A 21,389-nucleotide genomic window follows, 5' to 3' on the forward strand; every position below is an offset into this window, starting at 1 on the left:
GACGTGCGTCGCGCGTCAGGCGCCGAGCGCAAGCATGCGCGAGCCGTACAGCACGAGATCCGCCGGGTTCGAGTTCGGCAGCACGAAGCTCGCCGCGTTGGCCACGAACGCGCAGATGGTCAGCATCGGCATCGGGTCGGCCTTCGCGCGGCGTGCAGACGCGCAGACGCGCCGGATAACCGAAGTGCTGCGCGAGGACACCGCCCAGCGCGGGACTGAGCGCCGCGCCGGCCCATCCCCGTTGTATTCGGGAAAGGCGGATGAAAGACCGAAACGATAGACTGCCCCCGCATGCATTCGCACCGATCGCGTCGGGCCGCCGCCGCACAATCGGCTTACGCATCGCAAAACAACCATAACCATCGAGGGCCGCATGCGCCATCTGTCGATCCGACCGCTAATAGCAACGTTACTCGCCGTGGCCGCGCTGTTCGGCGCCGCGCCACCGTCGCGCGCATGCGAGGTACCCACCCCCGTGCGGACGATCGATCCGCCCGGCTACTATGACGATGCCGCCGGCTATGCGCGCGCCGTGAAGCCGATGCGCGATTTCGTATCGAAAGTCAATACGGCGGCGGATCATGGCGACTGGTCCTGCGCATTGACGCTGCTCGACAGCTGGGCGCAATCGGATGCGCTGATGGGCCATATCTCCGGTTATCAAGGCTATTACGAGCGCTCGTGGGCCGGCACAGACTTCGCGATGGTGATCCTGCGGATGCCGCGCGGCTTGCGCGAAGCGAACCGCGCACAATTCAACGCGATCGATCCGTGGCTCGAACGCATCGCGATCGCCACCCGCGATGCGGAAGCGATCAACCACCTGCACAACAATCTCGTGTACTGGGCGGGGCTCGACCTGATCGCCATCGGCACCGTCACCGACAATGCGAGCCTGATCGATTCCGGTTTGCTGCGGGTACGCGAAGGGATTCGCGACATCGGCCCGGACGGTTCGCTCGCGCGCGAAGTCAAGCGCGGCAACCGCGCGCTCCACTATCACACCTTTGCGCTGCTGCCGCTCGTGTTCGCGGCGGAACTCGTGCAACGACGCAATATCGATCTCTACCGCGAAAACGGCGGCGCAATCGGCCGCCTCGCGAATCTCGTGATCGACGCCGTGGAGAATCCCGCGAGCTTCACGAAGATCACGCCGGTCAAGCAGGACCTGTTCCCGTGGACGTTCCGCGACGAACTGAGCTGGGTCGAGCCGTACTACGCACGCTTCGGCGATCGCCGCCTGCCGGCGATCATCGCGCCGCGCCGCCCGTTCAGCGAATGGCGGCTCGGCGGCGACGTGACAGCAGCGTGGGGCGTGCCGCTGCCATAGGAAAAGGCGCGCCGCGCCGATGTGCGCGCGCGCGCTCAGAACCGGTGGCGGATGCCGACGCCAGTGGTGGGAATCCGCCGCCTTTAGGCGGCGGAGGACGTCATGTCGTCCTCTCGTTGACGGGCGGCCGGGCGCCGCGTCACCGCCGGTTCGAGCGCGACACCACGTCGATCCACACCGCCAGCACCAGCACCGCGCCCTTGACGATCATCTGCCAGTACGCGTCGACATCCAGCATCGACATGCCGTTGTCGAGGCTCGCCATCACGAGCGCGCCGATCAGCGCGCCGTAGACGGTGCCCGACCCGCCGCGCATCGACGTGCCGCCGATGAAGCACGCGGCGATCGCGTCGAGCTCGCCCATCGAGCCCGCGGACGGCGAGCCGGCCGCGAGCCGTGCGGTGTTCACGATGCCGGCGAATGCGCACATCAGCCCCATCAGCGCGAAGATCGCGAGCTTCACGCGATCGGTATCGACGCCCGACAGCCGCGTCGCCTCGAGATTCGAGCCGACCGCGTAGATGCGCCGGCCGAACACGGTCTGCGTCGCGATCCACGAGAAGATGCCGAGCAGCGCGAGCAGCAGCAGCACCGGCACCGGAATGCCGCCGTATCGGTCGAGCGTCGCAACGAACCCGAACAGCACCGCGCCCGCGCCCGCGATCTTCACGACGTCCTGCCACGGCGGCGCGACCGCGAGCCGGTAGCGGCGCCGCGTGCCGCGCTGCCGCACGACCAGCAGCACGACGAGCGCGAACAGCAGCAGCGCGAGGCCGTCCCCCGCCACGCGCGGCAGATAACCCTGCCCGAGGAACACGATGCCGTCCGACACGGGCGCGATCGTCGAGCCGCCCGTCACGCCGAGCAGGATCCCGCGAAACGCGAGCATCCCGCCCAGCCCGACGATGAACGACGGCACACGCCGGTAGGTCGACCACCAGCCGTTGAAGAGCCCGATCAGCACGCCGAGCGCGAGCACGGCCGGCACCGTCGCGGCGACAGGCCAGTGTCGGTTCACGTCGAGGATCGCCGCGACGCCGCCGAGCAGCCCGAGCAGCGACCCGACCGACAGGTCGATCTCGCCCGCGATGATCACGAAGACCATCCCGCACGCGAGCATGCCGGTGATCGACATCTGACGCAGCAGGTTCGACACGTTGCGCGGCGTGACGAACGCGCCGTCGGTCAGCACCGAGAAGAACGCCCAGATCGCCACGACCGCGAACAGCAGCGCGAGGATCTTGTAGCGCACGAAAACCTGGCGAAGCTGACGACTTGTCGGCCGGCGCACTTCGGCATCCGGCGTCGCCGGGGTAGAGGAAGAAAGTTCGGAATTCATGTCGCACTCGTTGCGGTGGGTTCGGTCGGCCGCCGCGCGGGCTTCAGCGCGGCGCCGAGGATCTGTTCCTGCGTGAGGCCGTCGTTGACGAAATCGCCGCGCAGTTCGCCTTCGCCGATCACCAGCACGCGGTCGGCAAGCCCGAGCACCTCGGGCATTTCCGACGACACGACGATCAGCGCGACGCCGCGCTTCGCGAGCGCGAACACGAGCCGGTAGATCTCGGCCTTCGCGCCCACGTCGACGCCGCGCGTCGGCTCGTCGAGAATCAGCACCTGCGGCTCGGCCAGCAGCATCTTGGCGAGCACGGCCTTCTGCTGGTTGCCGCCGGACAGGCTCGAGATCGGCAGGAACGGGTGCGCGGCGCGCACCGACAGCCGCTGCATCTCGGTGCGGATCGTGTCCAGCTCGGCGGCCGCGTCGATCCGCCCGCGCACCGCGAAGCGCCGCAGCACCGCCAGCGTGATGTTGTGGCCGACGCCGAGCTGCGGCACGATGCCGTGGCGCTTGCGATCCTCGGGCACCATCGCGATGCCGGCGCGGATCGCGTCGGCCGGCGAGCGGATCGTGAGCGGCCGGCCGTTCATCAGCACGGTCGCCGTGCACGCGCCCGGATACGCGCCGAAGATCGCCTGCATCAGCTCGGTGCGGCCCGCGCCGACCAGCCCGGCGACACCGAGGATCTCGCCGCGCCGCACGCTGAACGACACGTCGTCGACCCGCTTGCGGCGCGTGTTCGTCACGTCGCGGCAGGTCACGTTACGCGCTTCCAGCACGACGTCGCCGATCTCGTGCGGCTCGCGCGGATACAGGTCGCGGATCTCGCGGCCGACCATCATCGCGATGATCCGGTCGGTGGTCAGCGCGCGCATCGGCTCGGTCGCGACATGGCGGCCGTCGCGGATCACGGTCACCGTGTCGCACACGGCCTCGACCTCGTCGAGCTTGTGCGAGATATACACGCACGCGACGCCGCGGCGCTTCAGGTCGCGCACGATGTCGAGCAGGATGCGCGTTTCGGCAGCGCTCAGCGACGACGAAGGCTCGTCGAGGATCAGCAGCTTCGCGCGCTTGTTCAGCGCCTTCGCGATCTCGATCAGCTGCTGGTGTCCGCCGCCGTAGTTCGTCACCGGCTGCGCGACGTTGATCGAGTCGATCCGCAATTCGCGCAGCAGCTCTTCGGCACGCTGGACCATCGCCGCATAGTGCATGCGCCCGCCCGGCAACGTGATCTCGTTGCCGAGGAAGATGTTCTCGGCCACCGACAGCTCGGGCACGAGCATCAGTTCCTGGTGGATGATCACGATGCCCGCGCGCTCGGTGTCGCGCACGCCGGACGCGACGAGCGGCGCGCCTTCCCAGCGGATCTCGCCGTCCCACGTGCCGTGCGGATAGACGCCCGACAGCACCTTCATCAGCGTCGATTTGCCCGCGCCGTTCTCGCCGCACAGCCCCACGCACTCGCCCGGCCGCACCATCAGGTCGATGCCGTCGAGCGCCTTCACGCCGTCGAAATCCTTGACGATGCCGCGCATCGTCAGCAAGGGTTCGGTCATTCGCTCATGCCTCGCAGTATGCGCGCGGACGCACCGATGGGCCGCCGCGCGCCGCGCCGTTACTGGCTCGCCAGCTGCGCCTGGGTATAGAAGCCGTCCTTCACGACGATGTCGACGTTGCGCTTGGTCAGCAGCGTCGGCTGCAGCAGCACCGTGTCGACCTTCTTCTTGCCGTTGTCGTATTGCGAGTTGAACGCGGGCTTCGTGCCCTTCGCGAGGTCGACCGCGAGCTTCGCCGCTTCGCTCGCGATCAGCTTGAGCGGCTTGTAGACGGTCATCGTCTGCGTGCCGGCGATCACGCGCTTGACCGCCGCGAGGTCCGCATCCTGCCCGGACACCGGCACCTTGCCGGCCAGGTGCTGCGCGGCGAGCGCCTGGATCGCGCCGCCCGCGGTGCCGTCGTTCGATGCGACGATCGCATCGATCTTGTTGTTGTTCGCGGTCAGCGCATCCTCGACGATCCGCAGCGCGGTCGACGCGCTCCACTCCGGCACCCACTGCTGGCCGACGATCTTGATGTCGCCGCGATCGACCGCCGGCTTCAGCACCTTCAGCTGTCCTTCGCGCAGCATCTTCGCGTTGTTGTCGGTCGGCGCGCCGCCGAGCAGGAAATAGTTGCCCTTCGGCTTCGCATCGTAGACGCCCTGCGCCTGCAGCTCGCCCACCTTCTGGTTGTCGAACGAGATGTACGCGTCGACGTCGGCGTCCAGGATCAGCCGGTCGTACGACACCACCTTGATGCCCGCCTTGCGCGCTTCGGCGACGACGTTGCCGAGCGTCTTCGAATTGAACGGCACGATCACGATCACGTCCACGCCGCGCGAGATCAGGTTCTCGATCTGCGAGATCTGCCGCGCCTCGCTCGCGTCCGCGGACTGCACGGACACTTTCGCGCCGAGCTGCGTGGCGGCGGCCACGAAATAGTCGCGGTCACGCGACCAGCGCTCGACGCGCAGGTCGTCGATACAGAAGCCGATCTCCGGCTTGTCCTTGCTCGCATGCGCGAGCGGCGCGCCAAGCGTGAGAGCCGCCATCGCGGCGGCGCCTGCCAGCGCATTCAATACGGTACGACGCTTCATTGATTTCATGTCTCCGCTCCTCTATTTATTGGACTACTCCACGATCGCCGGGCAGCCGCCGAAGCAGGTCGCCCATCGTCTTGCCACCGCACGGCAAAGTTTCACGCGGCGTGACCCGCGCCTGCCGCAAACACCGGTTCGAGTGCGCGATACAGCGCGCGAAACGTCGGCCGCCGCGCGTCGCGATACCACGCGTGGCGTGCCATGTCGGGCTCGCGCACGGCCACCACCGGCGGCTGCGGACACACCGCGTCGAGCGGCGCTTCCGGTTCGAGTGCGAGATGCGCGAGCCGCGCGGCGCCGAGCGCCGGGCCGACTTCGCCGCCCGCGCGCAACGTCAGCGCGCGGCCGCTCAGGTCGGCGAGCATCTGTGTCCAGTACGCGCTGCGCGAGCCGCCGCCGATGACCGTGATGCCGTCGGGCGCGAGCCCGGCCGCATGCAGCGCGTCGATTCCGTCGAGCAGCGCGAAGCCGACGCCCTCGAGCGTCGCGTTCGCGAGATCCGCGCGCTGCGTGTCGGGTGTCAGCCCGTAGAACACGCCCTTCGCATTCACGTCGTTGTGCGGCGTGCGCTCGCCGCTCAGATAAGGCAGGAACCACGGACGATCCGCGCGTGCGTTCGCCTCGGCGTCGTCGAGCAGCGCGGCAACGCCGTCATAGCCGGCCAGTTGCGCGGTGAAATCGACGCAGCCGGCCGCATTCAGCATCACCGACATCAGGTGCCAGGTGCGCGGCAACGCATGACAGAAGCTGTGGACCGCCGATTCCGGATTCGCACGAAAACCGTCCGACACCGCGAAATAAACGCCCGACGTGCCGAGCGACAGCAGCGCATCGCCGGGCCGCACGATGCCGACGCCCACCGCGCCGGCCGCGTTGTCGCCGCCGCCCGCGACGACCGGGATCTCGCGCAGCCCCAGCGCGCGCGCAACGGCCGGCTGCAGCGTGCCGGTGATGCGGTTGCCCTCGAACACGGCGGGAACTTGCGCACGCGACAGCCCGCACGCGGCGAGCAGCGTGTCGTCGTAGTCGCGCTTCGCGACATCGAGCCACAGCGTGCCGGCGGCATCCGACGGATCGGTCGCGAACACGCCGGTCAGCCGGTAGCGCAGATAATCCTTCGGCAACAGCACGTGTGCGATCCGCGCGAACACGTCCGGCTCGTGCCGTCGCACCCACAGCAGCTTCGGCGCGGTAAAGCCCGGCATCGCGAGGTTGCCCGCGACGGCGCGCAGCGTGGGCGCCAGCCGCTCGAGTTCCGCGCATTCGGCATCCGCGCGGCCGTCGTTCCACAGGATCGCGGGGCGCAGCACGTCGCCGCGCGCATCGAGCAGCGTCGCGCCGTGCATCTGCCCGGTCAGGCCGAGCGCGTCGATGTCACGCGGATCGATGCCGGCCGCACGCGCGTCGGCGACGAGCGCCGCCAGCGCGCCGCATGCCGCGTCCCACCAGTCGCGCGGCGCCTGTTCGGACCAGCGCGGCCGCGGCCGGCTTACCGACAGCGGCCGGCTCGCGCTGCCCCGCACCGCACCGTCGCGGTCGAGCAGCACGGCCTTCACGCCCGACGTGCCAAGATCGAGTCCGATGTACATGGCGTCAGCGCAGCCCGTAGATCGCCTGGTTCACGATGTTCTCGAGCCGTTCCTGCGCGCCGCTCGCATGCTGCGGGTTCACGCCGCGCGCGAGCGCGTCGGCGGCGAGCGACTCCAGCGTGTAGGCGCCCGACAGGATCTCGCGGCCGAACGCGCTGTCCCACTGCGCGTAGCGCTGCCGGCGCAGCGTGTCGAGCCGGTCGTTCCCGACCAGCACGGCCGCGCGCTCGAGCGCGAGCGCGAGCACGTCGATCGCGCCGACGTGGCCGTAGAACAGGTCTTCCGGATCGATGCTCTGGCGTCGCACCTTCGCGTCGAAGTTCATGCCGCCGGTGGTAAAGCCGCCGTGGCGCAGGATCTCGTAGAACGCGAGCGTCAGTTCCTCGACGCTGTTCGGGAACTGGTCGGTGTCCCAGCCGTTCTGCGCATCGCCGCGATTCGCATCGACGCTGCCGAACACGCCGAGCGCGAACGCGTTCGCGATCTCGTGATGGAACGAATGGCCGGCGAGCGTCGCGTGGTTCGCCTCGATATTCACGCGGATTTCGTTCTGCAATCCGTATTGCGTGAGGAAGCCGTGCACGGTCGCGACGTCGTAGTCGTACTGGTGCTTGGTCGGCTCCTGCGGCTTGGGCTCGATCAGCAGCGCGCCTTTGAAACCGATCCGGTGCTTGTGCTCGACGACCATCGACAGGAAGCGCGCGAACTGCTCGCGCTCGCGCACGAGATCGGTATTGAGCAGCGTCTCGTACCCTTCGCGGCCGCCCCACAGCACGTAGTTCTCGCCGCCGAGCCGATGCGTCGCGTCGAGCGCATGGCGCACCTGGGTGGCTGCCCACGCGAACACGTCGGGGTTCGGGTTGGTCGCCGCGCCCGCCGCGAAGCGCGGATGCGAAAACAGGTTCGCAGTGCCCCACAGCAGCCGGACGCCCGTCGCCTGCTGACGCTCGCCCAGGTAGTCGGTCATCCGCGCGAAGTTCTCGACGTACTCGTGCAGGCTGTCGCCTTCCGGCGAGACGTCGGTGTCGTGGAACGTATAGAACGGCGTGCCGAGCTTCGTGAAGAACTCGAATGCCGCATCGGCCTTTTGCCGCGCACGCTCGAGCGGGTCGCCCGGCTGCTGCCATGGCCGCCGGAACGCGCCCTGGCCGAAGATGTCGTGGCCCGGCCACACGAACGTGTGCCAGTAGCACACCGCGATCCGCAGGTGCTCCTCGAGCGTCTTGCCGAGCACCCGCTTCGTGCGGTCGTAATACCGGTAGGCAAGCGGGTTGTCCGACTGCGGACCTTCGTAGCGAATCGCGGGAATATGTTCGAAATACGACATGGCGTCTCCGTCCGGTTTCTTGTTGCAGTGCGGCGTGCATCGCGTTGGCGTGCGAGCCGAATTCGATCTGGCTGGATCGTGCCCGCGCGCCCCGTCGCCCGCAATTGCGAAATTGCGCAGCACGCTTAACGTTTCTTGCCAGCGCGCTGCGCACCGCACGTGTTCCGTCCTACAATCGCCGGACAGCAGACAGACCAGACAGCCGCGCGGCGTTGCCCGCGCGCCCGGAGACAACGGCGCGACGCCACGGACGGCACGCGCTTCGAGACCGAGATGAACCGCGCCCCTTCCACCCAGACGCCGCACCGCATCGCGCTGCTGTTCAACGCCAACAAGGTCTACGACCGCGAGATCATCAGCGGCATCGGCCAGTACCTGCGCTCGACGCGCGTGGTATGGGACCTGTTCCTCGAAGACGATTTCCGCTGCCGGCTCGCCGGCATCGAGCGCTTCGACGGCGACGGCATCATCGCGGACTTCGACGATCCGGCCGTCGCCGACGCGCTCGCCGGTTCGCCGCTGCCGATCGTCGCGCTCGGTTCGTCGTACGAGGATCCGGCGCAATACCCGGACGGCGTGCCGTATATCGCGACCGACAACGCGAAGCTCGTGTCGCTCGCGTACACGCACCTGATCGGCGCCGGGCTGCCGCACTTCGCGATGTACAGCCTGCCCGTCGCGCAGCAGAACCGCTGGGCGCAGCAGCGCGAGCTCGCGTTCGACGGCCTTGCGCGCGCGGACGGCGTCGACGCGCCGATCTACCGCGGGCTGTCGACGAGCGCATCGGGGTGGAACCACGCGATCGAGCAGCTGATCGGCTGGCTGCACGCACTGCCGAAGCCCGTCGGCGTGATCGCGGTGACCGACGCACGCGCGCGGCACCTCCTGCAGGCGTGCCTGATCGCGGGCCTCGCGGTCCCGGAACAGGTCGCGATCATCGGCATCGACAACGACCCGCTCACGCGCACGCTCACGCGCATTCCGCTGTCGTCCGTGATCCAGGGCACCGAGGAAATGGGCCGTACCGCCGCGCACCTGCTGCACCAGATGCTGGGCGGCGCGCGTTTTCCCGACCGGCGGATTCTCGTGCCGCCCGTCGGGATCAACGTGCTCGATTCGACCCGCCACGAGCCGCTCGCGAGCCCGCATGTGATGCGTGCACGCCACTTCATTCGCCAGTACGCGTGCCAGGGCATCAAGACCGAGCAGGTCGCCGACTACGTCGGCGTGTCGCGCTCGCTGCTCGAAGAGCACTTCCGGCGCGAACTGCAGCGCACCGTGCACCAGGAAATCCTGCGCCACAAACTCGAAGCGGCGCAGGCGCTGCTCGCCGCCCGCCAGGCGTCGAGCGCCGAAGTCGCGATCCGCTGCGGGTTTACGTCGCTCCAGTACATGTACGCGGTGTTCCGGCGCGAGCTGGGCTGCACGCCGCGCGAATACCAGGAACGCGCGATCGCCGCGCGCTGAAGCCCGCCGTTTACATCGAATCCGCCCATGCACATCGATACCGATTCCTCCCATCTGACGCCCGGCGTCGCACGCGTGCCTTCCGAGCCGTGGGGCACGCTGCCCGACGGCGACGCGGTGCGGCGCTATACGCTGCGCAACACGCACGGCATGCGCGTCGTCGTCAGCGACCTTGGCGCGACCGTCGTGTCGTGGCTCGCGCCCGACCGCACCGGACGCTTCGCCGATATCGTGCTCGCGCACGACACGCCCGCGGAATATGTCGAATCGGGCGCCTACCTCGGCGCGACGGTCGGCCGCTGGGCGAACCGGATCGCCGGCGCACGCTTCACGCTCGACGGGGTCGACTACCTGCTCGATCGCAACGAGAACGGCAATCTGCTGCACGGCGGCGCAAGCGGCTTTCACCGGCAGCGCTGGGAAGTCGTCGACGACTGCGGCGGGCTGACGCTGCGGCTCGATTCGCCCGAAGGCGACGCGGGTTTTCCGGGCAACGTGAGCGTGCAGGTTCGTTATGCGCTCGACGACGACGGCACGCTGACGATCGACTACACCGGCGTCACCGACGCACCGACGCCGCTCAACCTCACGAATCACAGCTACTTCAACCTCAGCGGCCGCGCGGGCAGCGACGTGCGCGGCCATGTGCTGAGCATCGACGCCGACGCGTTCCTCGAAGTCGACGACGCGCTGATCCCGACCGGCACCGCGGACGTGACCGGCACCGCTTTCGATTTCCGGCAGAGCGCGCCGCTCGGCGCGCGCCTCGACTGGCCGCATGCGCAACTTGCCCGTGCGCGCGGCTTCGATCACTGTTTCGTGCTGCGCGACGGCGCGCGCACGGTCAGGCCCGTCGCCGGCATCTACGATCCCGAAAGCGGCCGCGAGCTGGTCGTATCGACCGATCAGCGCGGCCTCCAGCTCTATACCGGCAACTATCTGGACGGCCTGCGCGTGAGAGGCGGCACGCAGTGCGCGCAACACGCCGCGCTGTGCGTCGAAGCGGGCGGCTTCCCCGATCAGGTCAACATGGCCGACCTGCGCGACGACGTCATCCTTCATCCGGGCTCGGTCTATCGTCAAACGACCCTGTACCGGGTAGCCGTTCGCGCGTAACGCGCGCGCCGGCCGCTTTCGACAGGCACCGGCGGCCGGGCTTCGGCCGCGCCGCCGCCCCGTTGCGGGTCACGGCGCGGCGCGCGGCGTGCGATCCACTACACGCACTACACGCGCCGCATCGTCGATACGAGCGCCGCGTCCTCGCCGGGCTCGGACGGCCGCGCGTGCGCGGTGTCGCGCTTCGGCTGCTGCGCGCCGAGCCCCGTGCCGCCCGTGCGCCGCCGCGTCGCATGCCGCTCGATGACCCGCTGCAGCACGCAGAACACGCACAGCAGCGCGCCGATCACGATGCGCGTCCACCACGAACTCAACGTGCCGTCGAACGTGATCAGCACCTGGATCGTGCCGAGGATGCCGACGCCGAACACCGAGCCGATCACGTAGCCCACGCCGCCCGTGAGCAGCGTGCCGCCGATCACCGTCGCGGCGATCGCGTCGAGTTCCATCCCCTGCGCCTGCAGCCCGTAGCCCGACAGCACGTACATCGTGAACACCACGCCGCCGAGCGCCGAGCACAGGCCGCTCAGCGCGTAGACGCCGATCTTCGTACGTGCCACCGGCAGCCCCATCAGCAGCGCCGAGCGTTCGTTGCCGCCGATCGCGTATACGTTGCGGCCGAAACGCGTGAAATGCGCGACGTAGATCGCGACGGCCAGCGTCGCGAGCGCGATCAGCGCGCCCGCGCTCAGCGTGCCGCCGCCGACCGGCACGCTGATGCCCGCGATCGCATGAAACGTCGGTTCGTTGATCGTGATCGACTGCGTCGTGATCAGGAAGCATGCGCCGCGCGCGAGAAACATCCCGGCCAGCGTGACGATGAACGGCTGCAACCGGAAATAATGGATCAGCGCACCCATCGCCGCGCCGTACAGCGCGCCGAACGCGAGCACCAGCGGCACGATCACCCACACGGGCCAGTGCAGCCGCTCGGCGCCGACCGCGCAGAAGATCGTTGTCAGCGCAACGACCGAGCCGACCGACAGGTCGATGCCGCCCGACACGATCACGAACGTCATCCCGATCGCGACGATCAGCAGGAACGCGTTGTCGACGAGCAAGCCGGTGAGCACCTGCATCGAGAAAAATCCCGTGTACATCACGGATCCGAAGCCGAACAGCGCGGCGAACAGCACGATCGTCACGACGATCGGCAGCGTGCGCGGGTCGGCAAGCCGGCCAAGGAATCGGGTCATCGGGGCGTTGCTCCGGAGGTGGTGCGCGAACGCGCGGAGGGCAGCAGCCGCGACGCGTGCCGGACGACGAGCGCACGCGCCGCGTCCGACTGGATCAGCGTCACGACGATCACGACGACCGCCTTGACGACGAGCGTCGCCTCCGGCGGCACGCCGATCGAATAGGTCGTGTAGGTGAGCGTCTGGATGATCAGCGCGCCGAGCACCGAGCCGGCCAGGCTGAAGCGGCCGCCGAGCAGCGACGTGCCGCCGAGCGTCACCGCGAGGATCGCGTCGAGTTCGAGCAGCAGCCCCGCGTTGTTGCCGTCGGCGCTGCGCACGTTCGAACTCGCGAGGATGCCCGCGATCGCCGCCATCACGCCCGAACACAGGTACACGCCGAACACGACCGCGCCCGAGCGCAGCCCGACGAGCCGCGTGGCGACCGGGTTCACGCCGATCGCGCGGATGAACAGCCCGAGCGCCGTGCGGTTCACCAGCAGCGCGGTCGCGGCGATCGTCCCGACCGCGATCCACACCGAGCACGGCACCGTCGCCAGATAACCGCCGCCGAGCGCAAGGTAGCCGGGCGCGCCGATCGGAATGATCTGGCCGCCCGTCAGCAGTTGCGCGACGCCGCGGCCGGCCACCATCAGGATCAGCGTCGCGATGATCGGCTGCATCCCGACGAACGCGACGAGCAGGCCGTTCCACGCGCCCGCGAGCAACCCGACGCCGAGCGCGGCGGCCAGCGCCGTGCCGACCTGCGACGGATCGGCCTCGAGCACGATCGCCGCGGCCGCGCCGGCGATCGCGACGATCGCGCCGACAGAGATGTCGATCCCGCGCGTCGCGATCACGAGCGTCATGCCGAGGGACACGATCACGAGCGGCGCCGCACGGTTCAGGATGTCGATCGGCGCGCCGAACAGGTGGCCGTCGAGCAGCACGATCGACAGGAAGCCCGGACGATGCGCGACGTCGAGCGCCAACAGCAACACAAGCGTCAGCACCGGCCACGCAAGCGGATGACGAAACAGCGTGCGCACACGCATCATGACTGGCCTCCCGCGATCAGCCGGTAAACCTGCTCCTCGGACGCGTCGGCGCCGGTCAGTTCCGCGACCTTGCGCCGGTCGCGCAGCACCGCGATTCGATGGCTCACGCGCACCACTTCGCCGATCTCCGACGAGATGAACAGGATCGCGAGCCCGGTCGCGCACAGCGCGAGCACGCGTTCCATGATGTCGAATTTCGCGGCGACGTCGATGCCGCGCGTCGGCTCGTCGAGGATCAGCAGCTTCGGGTCCGTCGCGAGCCAGCGCGCGAGCAGCACCTTCTGCTGGTTGCCGCCCGACAGCAGTCCGATCGGCTGCTCCGCGTCGCGCGCCTTGATGCCGAGCCGCGCGATATACGTGTCGGCGATCTCGCGCTGACGCGCGCGCCCGATCAGCCGCCACCAGCCGCGCCGCGCCTGCAGCGCGAGGATGATGTTCTCGCGGATCGACAGCGCGGCGACGATGCCCTCCTTCTTGCGGTCTTCCGGGCAATACGCGATTCCGTGCCGGACCGCATCGTGCGGCGACGCCAGCCGCTTGCGCGCGCCGTCGATCTCGATCGCGCCGGTGTCGGTGCGCTCCGCCGCGAACGCGAGCTGCGCCGTTTCGGTGCGCCCCGAGCCGAGCAGCCCGGCGAGCCCGACGATTTCGCCGGGCCGCACGTCGAGATCGAGCGGGCTCATCATCCCGCGCCGGCCGACCTGCTGCATCGACAGGAACGGCGCGGCCGTGCCGGCGGTGCGCTCGACCGCGGCGGCACCCGCCTGCAGCGTGTCGGACATCCGTTCGCGGCCGGTCATCTTCGCGACCAGCAGATCGACCGGCAGGTCGCGCGCCAGGTACTCGCCTTCGCGCTCGCCGTTGCGCATCACGGTGATCCGGTCGGACACCGCATAGGTCTGCTCAAGGAAATGCGTGACGAACAGGATCGCGATGCCCGACGCCTTCAGCCGGCGCAGCACGGCGAACAGCCGCGCGACCTCGCCGTCGTCGAGGCTCGACGTCGGCTCGTCGAGAATCAGCACGCGCGCATCGACCGACACGGCGCGTGCGATCGCAACCATCTGCTGCACGGCGATCGGATACGCGTCGAGCGAGCGCGTGACGTCGAGCGACAGGTCGAGTTCGGCCAGCGCCGCGCGCGAGCGCGCATGGATCGTGTTCCAGTCGATCGCGCCGCGCCGCATCGGCTGCCGGCCCGCGAAGATGTTCTCGGCGACCGACAGGTTCGCGCACAGGTTCACTTCCTGGTAAAGCGTCTGGATCCCGGCCGCCTCGGCTTCGCGCGGCGCGGCGAAACGCACCGGCTCGCCGCCGACGCGAATCTCGCCCGCATCGTGCGCATGCACGCCGGTGAGCACGTTGATCAGCGTCGACTTGCCCGCGCCGTTCTGGCCCATCAGCGCGTGGATCTCGCCCGGAAACAGCCGGAAGTTCACGCGCTGCAGCGCGCTGACGCCCGGAAACGACTTGTCGATGCCGATCATCTCGACCACCGGCGGACTCGTCATGAACCCTCCCACGAAGCGGTTGCCGGACGACGGCGTGTCACGCGTGTCACGCCGCCGCCCGTGCGGACCATGTCAGTATTTGCGGGTCGGCAGCACCTGCGCCGCGACGTTCATCGGGAACACCGTCTCGTTCGTCACGATGCGCTTGGGCAGCTGCTTGCCGGCGGCGACGTCCTTCACCGCGCTCATCAGCTGCGGGCCGAGCAGCGGGCTGCATTCGACGTCGACGTTGATCTTGCCGGCGATCATCGCCTGGAAGCCGCCCTTCGTCGCATCGAACGACACGACGGTCAGGTCCTTGCCGGGCTTGATCCCGGCCTCTTCCATCGCCTGGATCGCGCCGAGCGCCATGTCGTCGTTGTGCGCGTAGACGACGTTGATCTGCTTGCCGTAGGTCTTCGCGAACGCTTCCATCACCTGCTTGCCGCCGGCGAGCGTGAAGTCGCCGCTCTGCGACGCGATCACCTTGAACTTCGGATTGTTCTTGATCACTTCGAGCAGGCCCGCGCGGCGATCGTTGGCCGGCGCCGAGCCGACCGTACCCTGCAGCTCGACGATGTTGATCGGGCCCGCGTCGTTCTTGTAGTGCTCTTCCATCCAGTGGCCGGCGCGCCGCCCTTCCTCGAGGAAGTCCGAGCCGATCATCGTCACGTACAGCGACGGATCCTTCACGTCGATCCCGCGATCCGTCAGGATCACCGGGATGTGCGCGGCCTTCGCTTCGGTCAGCACCGGCTCCCAGCCCGATTCGACGACCGGCGAGAACGCGATCACGTCGACCTTCTGCGCAATGAACGAGCGGATCGCGCGGATCTGGTTCTCCTGCTTTTGCTGCGCGTCCGAGAATTTCAGGTTGATGCCGGCGTCCTTCGCCGCGCCCTTCACCGACACGGTGTTCGCGGTGCGCCACGCGCTTTCGGCGCCGACCTGCGAGAAACCGAGCGTGATCGGCTTTTGCTGCGCGAATGCGCCGGGCGCGAGTACCGTCGCCGCGGCGACGATCGCACCGGCCGCCAGCTTCCTGATGAATGTCATGGTCCGTCTCCGATGATGTCGTTGTATGCCGCGGCGCTGTTCTGATTCTGCTTGGCGCGCGGTTCAGGGCTGGGCCTGCCGGCCCGGCATGTATACCCCGGACCAGTCTAGGAACAAGTCCGATAACCTTCCAATGAAATCTTGGATTGAAGCGATATCGGAATCGGCATACGTATAAACACCTAAGCGCGCGGGATGCCTGGAGTGGTGGTGGCGTCGGACGGGCCGTCTTGTATGTTTAAACCAGACCAGCACAGTACAGGCTGATCATCGCTGAGGTGACCGGACCGGATCGTGTAGCCTGGAATCGTCTGGAGTCGGCGAGTCCGCTCGCCAGTTCGTACCTGAGTCGATTGCGCACCTCCTCCGTGCTGGTCTTCTTGAAGCCCGAACGGTAGCCGAGTGGTTTGATACCAGTTCGCATGCACAAGAAAGGGATATAAAGACCATGTCCGGATCATCCGTAACGGTGGGCATCGGTGTGGCGAGTACCCATGTCGATGTAGCGTGACCGGGGGCTACCTTGTCAGCCGAACTGACACATATCAGCAACGACACCGAGAGGCACGTCTCGCTAGCTGTGAAGCGTCAAGGAGTTGTTGACCTAAGACGGATCGTGTGGCCGAACGGCAAGTGAGTTCTCTTATCCTAGCAGGCCGTTGAAATACCCATCGACCGGATTCAGACCACTCTCGCAAATGACATGAATTCGCTCAACGGTTCGGCAATTTTGTTGCGTCACGCCGGGTTCAGCGGTAGAGCCCGGCCGGCGAAGGTATTTCCCGCCAGATTTCCTGCATTACGCGCCCTGCGGACGCACGAATCCCAACGTTCTCAGCCGCGTCAGGTTGTAGGCCGCCATCGTCAGCGTGAGCAACTGATCAACTTTCTCCAAGCCCCTCACCATCACCTGCCGGATCGGCCCGATCCGTTTGCCCCAGCCGAAGCACTGTTCGATGCATTTCCGTTTGCGCTGGCTCAGTGCGTAACCGAGATGCCGCGTCGTCCGACCATCGATTGCACTTCCGCCGGTGCGCTTCGTGTTGCGTGCGACGTGCGGCGTCACGTTGTATTCGCGGCAGGCCTTCACAAATCCACGCGTGTCGTACGCCTTGTCTGCGCCCACCGTAATACGCACGTCCGAACCCGACACATCGCGCAACATGTCCGTCGCCACTTTGCGTTCCGCTCGGCCATTCGCCTCGCTGGCCTGAACGTTCACGACCAGACCGTGCCGGTTATCCGTCAGTACATGGCCCAGGTAACTCGGCAAGGCTGGCGCGGCATTGCTCTTGCGATAGAGCCGGCTCTCACCGTCGCTCTTCGATTCGTGCGTTTCATTACTGCGCGATTCGCCATGCCAATTGTCAGGCGGACGATCATCGTCCCCGCCATCCTTGCGCCGGATGCTCTTGTGGCTGGCCCACGCATGGATCAAGGTGCCGTCCACACTGAAGTGCTCGCCCGACAGCAAGCCGCGTTTATGCGCCGTTTCCACCGTCGCGTTGAACAGGTCAGTCACTGCGTCGAACTCGATCAGTCGATCCCGGTTCTTGCTGAACACCGAGTGATTCCACACCGCGTCTTCGATCGACAGGCCGACGAACCAACGGAACAGAAGGTTGTACGAGATCTGCTCGACCAGCTGCCGCTCGCTGCGAATGCTGTACAGCACCTGAAGTAGCATCGCCCGCATCAGCTTCTCCTGCGCGATGCTCGGCCGACCGCCGTTGATGTCCGCTTCGTACATCGCCGAGAACTTGGCATCCATATTCGATAGCGCCTCGTTCATCCAAGTCCGGATCGGGCGCAGCGGATGCGTTTGCGGTACGAACTCCTCCAGTCTGACTGTACTGAACAGGGATTCGTTGTAGCTGTCGGTGCCTCGCATGCTGCCTTCGTGCCTTGGGATCGGGTTGGCTACATCGTGACGGATCGGCGGGGGTATTTCAACGGCCTGCTAGAGGCAAGGAGAACTCGATGAAGAAGCGACACACTGAAGAACAGATCATTCGCATTCTGCGGGAAACCGAGAGCCGTGAAGAGCCGGTGAAAGACCTGTGCAAGCGGCACAGTCCCAACACCACACATCAACCGAATGTTTAATCCACCAGCGATTCGAATTAGTACGGGATCGGGCATTCGTCCCAAATCCATTGAATGTCGCAATGAAGCCATTGTCGGTTTGGTGTGCCCGGGTGGCTGAACTTGAACTGTACTTTGTAGCTTTGGCAATATACCCAATAAACGACCGGAGAATTCGCTGCCGTTGGAGGTCCAGATGAAACCATAGCCTGACTTAATTTCTTTCAAAATCAATACCAGACACCAACAAATGCCAAACAATTCCCATTCTGAAATATTCCGTAATATTACGATGCTTTGACGTGACCCTAGAGCACGTTGTCATTACGGAAGTCGACTGATAGATTGATCTGAAGAGTGATGTGGATCCGCAACCGATAATGCACTATCTACGATCCCGAAATAAAGCTTACGATTCCATGGAGTTATCGAATTTCTAACTTGTTTTCGATCAACAACCAATTTCTTCAGGTAGATTGGCGACCTAGCCATCACCCCAGTACTTGTGATCCGTCACTAGGCAACACACCCTTAGAACATGACGAGGTATAGGTTGATTGAAAAAAAACCAATCTCAAGAAAAATTAATCTCATCCTGCTTTCGGTGATATCGATTTCGCTGCTGGAGATACTGTTGTTTATGCAGTGCGACAAAGTGGGCTGGCTATTCAAATCTTTGGCACAAGTCAATACCATCCTTCTCCTTATATACCCAGCCGCACTTGCAGCGTCACTTATTCTTACAACTATCTCCTACTTTAACCACTTCAAACAAAAATCAATTGGTCGCGAATTATTGCCAAGAAAATTGGCAATGCCATATCTGATTTTATTTATTGCACTAATCTGCATTTCGAGATTGGTGTCAATATCCGTTTGCGTTAAATAATCTAAAAATGAGAGCAAATTATGACCTCCGCGACTGTCGCAGGCTATACGATTTCCGGATTGGATAACGCTGCAGGCGTACAAAGCGCAGCACAGGCGTATCAGAATAATCCAGGTAATGCCACCCTCGTTGCTTATCAGGCTGCTTTGGCGAGTGCCGCCGCCGCCGCGACATCTCTTGTACCAGGAGAAGGTGCTGCTTTTGCAGGAAACTCGATTATCGCCAACATTTCGAATATCATAACAAATGGCGCCTCGATGAGCGCCAACGATTTGTCAAGTGCATTCGCGTCAATTGCCGGGAACATTGCCACTATGGCAGGTCAGGGAGTTGAATTTTTAGGTCTCACTGGATCAAGTATAAACCCAATTTTTGGTGGCGGTGCATTTACATTGGGTGAGCTCATTAATGCAGTTGGTTTTATTGCATCTGCGACCGGAGCCGGAATAGATTCGGCAACGATTGCGAGTGTAATTTCACAAAACTTGCAATCTGCCGGACTATCTCCCGACTCAAGCGGAAACTATAGTCCGGCGTCGCTAAGCAGCTCGAATTTCGTTTGCGATTCCTCCAATGCAGCGACTATGTGGGACATAGTTCAAGGAAATAACGTTGACCAGATTAGCGCAACACAACAGAGCGGGGATGGTGTTGCGACGATTATTTCCAACGGAGGAAATGATGACATTATCGTTTCCCCCGGAATTGCTGGATCCGATTTTAATTTGACTTCCAACGGCGGGAATAGCGCGATAACCGGAGTGAACTCGGGTTCGACATCCGGCGGAAATTTTACCGTCAATGGAAGTCAAAACTCCACTTCTGCATCAAATAGCAATATAAGTGTCGGCGCAAATTCGATCGAAAAAGTCAATGGTTCCGCTAATGACATCACCGTTGCCGGACCCGGCAGCGCTGTCACGATTGGTGGAAACGGGCAAAGTGCAAGTGCTTCTAACGATAACTACGTCAATTTTGCAAGCGGTGTATCAGGAACAGTAACGGTCGAGGGTAATTCCCGCACGGATGTTAGTGGCAGCGGTCTTACGATCTATGCCAGTGGCAACGAAAGCCTGGGTGTTACAGGCAGCGGAAACACCGTTGATGCCACGGGTGTTAATGATGGGATTTGGCTTAACGGAGCGAATGCGGTCGTAAATTTGTCAGGGCAAGGCGATTCGATCTACGGATCGAACGACACGATCTACGGCCAGAACAGCGACACATTTACCGTGAATGGCTCGGGCGACACGATCACGGATGGTACGAGTAGTACTACGCACTGGAAGCTGCGTCCGAGAGTGCAGCCCATAGCATGTCGTTGCTGACACTCGCTCAGCAAGCCTATACCGCGGCCGAACACCGTTACATCGTTGGTGTTGGCAACATCCTTGAATTGCTCAGTACGCAGACAACCTTGGTGGAGTTGCCCCTGTAATACCGGACACAGCGTCACACTAAGGTTGCCGAATCCATCGAGCGCCGGAACTCGCGAGGCGAGCGGTATTTCAGCGCGCTATGGGGATGCTTCTCGTTGTAATGCTCGAACGCGATGGCCAAGTTGCGTGCAGCAGTCGCTGCGTCCGGCTTCGGCATGAAGGCGACGTAGTCGCGTTTCATCGTCTTCACGAAGCTCTCGGCCATCCCATTACTTTGTGGGCTGCACACCGGTGTGGTCAATGGCTTCAGGCCGATGGCCACTGCGAATCGGCGCGTGTCGTCGGCCGTGTAGCCCGAACCGTTGTCGCTCAGCCACTCGATTTCGGATGGCGTATGCAGCTCGTTGCCAAACCGATTTTCCACTGCAGCCAGCATCACGTCTCGCACGATGTCGCCGCTGTGGCCTGCTGTCGTGGCCGCCCAGCTCATCGCCTCTCGGTCGCAGCAATCCAGCGCAAACGTCACCCGCAGCGGCTCGCCGTTGTCGCAGCGGAACTCGAAGCCGTCCGAGCACCATCGCTGATTGCTGCGCGCGACGGCCACCTTGCCATCGTGTCGACGTTGGGGGTGAGGCGGAAGCGGCCGGCGCTGCATCAGCAACCCGTGCGTGCGCATGACGCGATAGATGCGCTTGGCATTGAACGGCACCAGCCCAACCGCGACGCGCTCGTTGCGCAATATGCCCCAAACCCGGCGATAGCCATAGCTGGGCAAATCGCCGATGACCCGGCGGATTTCCTCGACCGCGGTCGCGTCGTCAGTCTGCCTCGATTGACGGCCATCGCGCCACGTCGCCGGACGCGACAGTCGTGCCGATACGTTCGAGCGCGACACGCCGAGAACTTCACAAACCAGTTTCACTGGTCGTCCTCCGGCAGCGAGGGCGAGTGCGCTATCCATTTTTTTGCCCGGCCGTACTCGACTGCTTCGCGGAGAATCTCGTTCTCCATGGTCTTCTTGCCGAGCATCCGTTGCAGCTCACGAATCTGCTTGAGCGCGTCGGCCAGCTCTGAGGCGGGAACCACTTCCTCGCCAGCCTTGACCGCTGACAGGCTCCCGTCCTGGTACAGCTTGCGCCAGTGGAACAGTTGGTTCGGATTCACGCCGTGCTGGCGCGCGACCATCGAAACCGATTTCCCCGGCTCGAAACTCTCGCGAACCATCGCCAGCTTCTGCTCCGCCGTCCAGCGCCGCCGGCGCTCCGGGCCCGTCAACACTTCCATCACTTCCTGCCTGGTGTTAGTCAAAAACACAGTCTTATGCCTACCCGTTATTGTAAGTGGGTGACTGTGTCCGGCGTTTCAGGGGGCTGCTCCACTTGGCTAATGCCAAGGATCGCAGAATTCAGACGCTGACGGACTGGGACAACGCCCGCATTGACTTGGCGTCG

15 protein-coding genes and 2 pseudogenes are annotated in these 21,389 nt (G+C 64.9%); 5 read left to right on the forward strand and 12 right to left on the reverse strand.

The genetic code is table 11. The features are described from left to right. Positions 1–21: 21 nt before the first annotated feature. A pseudogene (locus tag ABD05_RS39600) lies at positions 22–168 on the reverse strand (arsenic transporter); the annotation flags it as partial. A gap of 205 nt (positions 169–373) precedes the next feature. On the opposite strand from ABD05_RS39600, the gene ABD05_RS33470 reads away from it, so the two are divergent. Further along, complete coding sequence (locus tag ABD05_RS33470) at positions 374–1,330, forward strand: mannuronate-specific alginate lyase (RefSeq protein WP_047904408.1); 957 nt, start codon at positions 374–376, stop codon at positions 1,328–1,330. A gap of 139 nt (positions 1,331–1,469) precedes the next feature. On the opposite strand, the gene ABD05_RS33475 is transcribed toward ABD05_RS33470, so the two are convergent. The 5 genes from ABD05_RS33475 to xylA all read right to left on the reverse strand — a co-directional run bounded on the left by ABD05_RS33475 (position 1,470) and on the right by xylA (position 8,223). Then, positions 1,470–2,669: a sugar ABC transporter permease gene (locus tag ABD05_RS33475; protein WP_047904409.1), complete on the reverse strand. Its 1,200-nt coding sequence runs from the start codon at positions 2,667–2,669 to the stop codon at positions 1,470–1,472. Continuing rightward, positions 2,666–4,225, reverse strand: a complete 1,560-nt coding sequence (xylG, locus tag ABD05_RS33480; RefSeq protein WP_047904410.1) for a D-xylose ABC transporter ATP-binding protein — start codon at positions 4,223–4,225, stop codon at positions 2,666–2,668. Before xylG ends, ABD05_RS33475 begins: the two co-directional genes overlap by 4 nt. A gap of 59 nt (positions 4,226–4,284) precedes the next feature. Next, positions 4,285–5,313, reverse strand: coding sequence for a D-xylose ABC transporter substrate-binding protein (gene xylF, locus ABD05_RS33485; RefSeq protein ID WP_047904411.1), 1,029 nt, complete (start codon positions 5,311–5,313; stop codon positions 4,285–4,287). A 92-nt stretch (positions 5,314–5,405) separates the two neighbouring features. Then, the gene (gene xylB, locus ABD05_RS33490) at positions 5,406–6,896 is read right to left on the reverse strand and encodes a xylulokinase (protein WP_047904412.1); all 1,491 of its coding nucleotides are present in this window, start codon (positions 6,894–6,896) and stop codon (positions 5,406–5,408) included. Between the two features lie 4 nt (positions 6,897–6,900). After that, positions 6,901–8,223, reverse strand: coding sequence for a xylose isomerase (xylA, locus tag ABD05_RS33495; protein WP_047904413.1), 1,323 nt, complete (start codon positions 8,221–8,223; stop codon positions 6,901–6,903). Between the two features lie 273 nt (positions 8,224–8,496). Between xylA and ABD05_RS33500 the strand changes: the two genes are divergently transcribed. Continuing rightward, positions 8,497–9,690 (forward strand): XylR family transcriptional regulator, encoded by a 1,194-nt coding sequence (locus ABD05_RS33500; RefSeq protein WP_047904414.1) that lies wholly within the window; start codon positions 8,497–8,499, stop codon positions 9,688–9,690. 27 nt (positions 9,691–9,717) lie between these two features. Further along, a complete protein-coding gene (locus ABD05_RS33505; protein WP_047904415.1) occupies positions 9,718–10,806 on the forward strand; it encodes an aldose epimerase family protein in 1,089 nt (362 codons plus the stop codon). 107 nt (positions 10,807–10,913) lie between these two features. Here the strand turns inward: ABD05_RS33505 and yjfF are convergent, their stop codons facing one another. The 5 genes from yjfF to ABD05_RS33530 all read right to left on the reverse strand — a co-directional run bounded on the left by yjfF (position 10,914) and on the right by ABD05_RS33530 (position 17,476). Continuing rightward, positions 10,914–12,002, reverse strand: a complete 1,089-nt coding sequence (gene yjfF, locus ABD05_RS33510) for a galactofuranose ABC transporter, permease protein YjfF (protein WP_047904416.1) — start codon at positions 12,000–12,002, stop codon at positions 10,914–10,916. Next, on the reverse strand, positions 11,999–13,039 hold the full coding sequence (locus tag ABD05_RS33515; protein ID WP_047904417.1) for an ABC transporter permease: 1,041 nt from the start codon (positions 13,037–13,039) through the stop codon (positions 11,999–12,001). The genes yjfF and ABD05_RS33515 overlap by 4 nt, the downstream gene beginning before the upstream one ends. Continuing rightward, positions 13,036–14,550: a sugar ABC transporter ATP-binding protein gene (locus ABD05_RS33520; RefSeq protein WP_047904418.1), complete on the reverse strand. Its 1,515-nt coding sequence runs from the start codon at positions 14,548–14,550 to the stop codon at positions 13,036–13,038. Before ABD05_RS33520 ends, ABD05_RS33515 begins: the two co-directional genes overlap by 4 nt. A 72-nt stretch (positions 14,551–14,622) precedes the next feature. Beyond that, positions 14,623–15,585, reverse strand: a complete 963-nt coding sequence (locus ABD05_RS33525; RefSeq protein ID WP_047904419.1) for an ABC transporter substrate-binding protein — start codon at positions 15,583–15,585, stop codon at positions 14,623–14,625. Positions 15,586–16,384: 799 nt separating this feature from the next. Beyond that, positions 16,385–17,476 (reverse strand): IS5 family transposase, encoded by a 1,092-nt coding sequence (locus tag ABD05_RS33530; protein ID WP_047904420.1) that lies wholly within the window; start codon positions 17,474–17,476, stop codon positions 16,385–16,387. Between the two features lie 89 nt (positions 17,477–17,565). Here ABD05_RS33530 and ABD05_RS39200 point away from each other — a divergent pair. Together ABD05_RS39200 and ABD05_RS38175 are read left to right on the forward strand one after the other, a co-directional pair. Next, a pseudogene (locus ABD05_RS39200) lies at positions 17,566–17,661 on the forward strand (transposase); the annotation flags it as partial. 918 nt (positions 17,662–18,579) lie between these two features. Next, positions 18,580–19,887, forward strand: a complete 1,308-nt coding sequence (locus tag ABD05_RS38175; RefSeq protein ID WP_148669202.1) for a beta strand repeat-containing protein — start codon at positions 18,580–18,582, stop codon at positions 19,885–19,887. A 124-nt stretch (positions 19,888–20,011) separates the two neighbouring features. Here ABD05_RS38175 and ABD05_RS33535 read toward each other — a convergent pair. Next, a protein-coding gene (locus tag ABD05_RS33535; RefSeq protein WP_148669077.1) for an IS3 family transposase occupies positions 20,012–21,222 on the reverse strand; the annotation gives its coding sequence in 2 pieces (ribosomal slippage) (positions 20,012–20,907 and positions 20,907–21,222; 1,212 coding nt in all). Between the last annotated feature and the right edge of the window lie 167 nt (positions 21,223–21,389).

It is taken from the genome of Burkholderia pyrrocinia, assembly GCF_001028665.1.
Taxonomy (GTDB): Bacteria; Pseudomonadota; Gammaproteobacteria; order Burkholderiales; family Burkholderiaceae; genus Burkholderia; species Burkholderia pyrrocinia.